Source organism: Streptomyces sp. a15, assembly GCF_059026085.1.
In genome coordinates this window covers 1-543 of sequence record NZ_JBWLKM010000276.1, presented here as the reverse complement: position 1 = coordinate 543, position 543 = coordinate 1, and the positions used below count along the sequence as shown (strand labels likewise).

General features: G+C 79.2%; 1 protein-coding gene. It reads right to left on the bottom strand.

The genetic code is table 11. The features are described 5' to 3' along the window. Positions 1–543 (bottom strand): PfkB family carbohydrate kinase (locus AC5P09_RS52115; RefSeq protein ID WP_493880651.1); only part of this gene is annotated, 543 nt, incomplete at both ends.

Genomic DNA, 543 nt, shown 5'->3' with positions numbered 1-543 from the left:
ACGCAGACGACCAGGCAGTCGCCGAGACGCCGGGCGGCCTGGAGCAGTCCGACGTGCCCGGCGTGCAGCAGGTCGAAGCAGCCGCCAGCGGCGACGACGGTGCCGCCGGTGGCGCGGACCCGCGCGACCAGGTCGCGGGCGTCGGCGGCGTCGGTGACGACCGCCGGGCCGACGTCGTCGGCGTAGGTGACGGCACCCGTCCCGCCGGCGCCCACGAACTCGGTCGCCGCGGCCACGGCACCCTCCACGGCCTCCCCGACCAGGGCCCCGTCGGCCAGCAGCCCGGCCGCCGTGGCGGCGAACCGGTCCCCGGCACCGCAGGGGTCGCCACGGTGCGCGGTGCCCGCGGGGACGAGCAGCGGGTGCTCCCCGTACGACAGCAGGGCTCCGCGAGCGCCGAGGGTCACGGTGACGGCGGCGACCCGCCAGTGCCGGACGAGTGCGGCGGCACCGCGGGCGGCACCGCGCAGGTCGCCGTCCGTCGCGCCGCGCTCCCCGGACAGCGCGTACGCCTCCTTCTCCGACGGCGAGACCAGCCGGGTG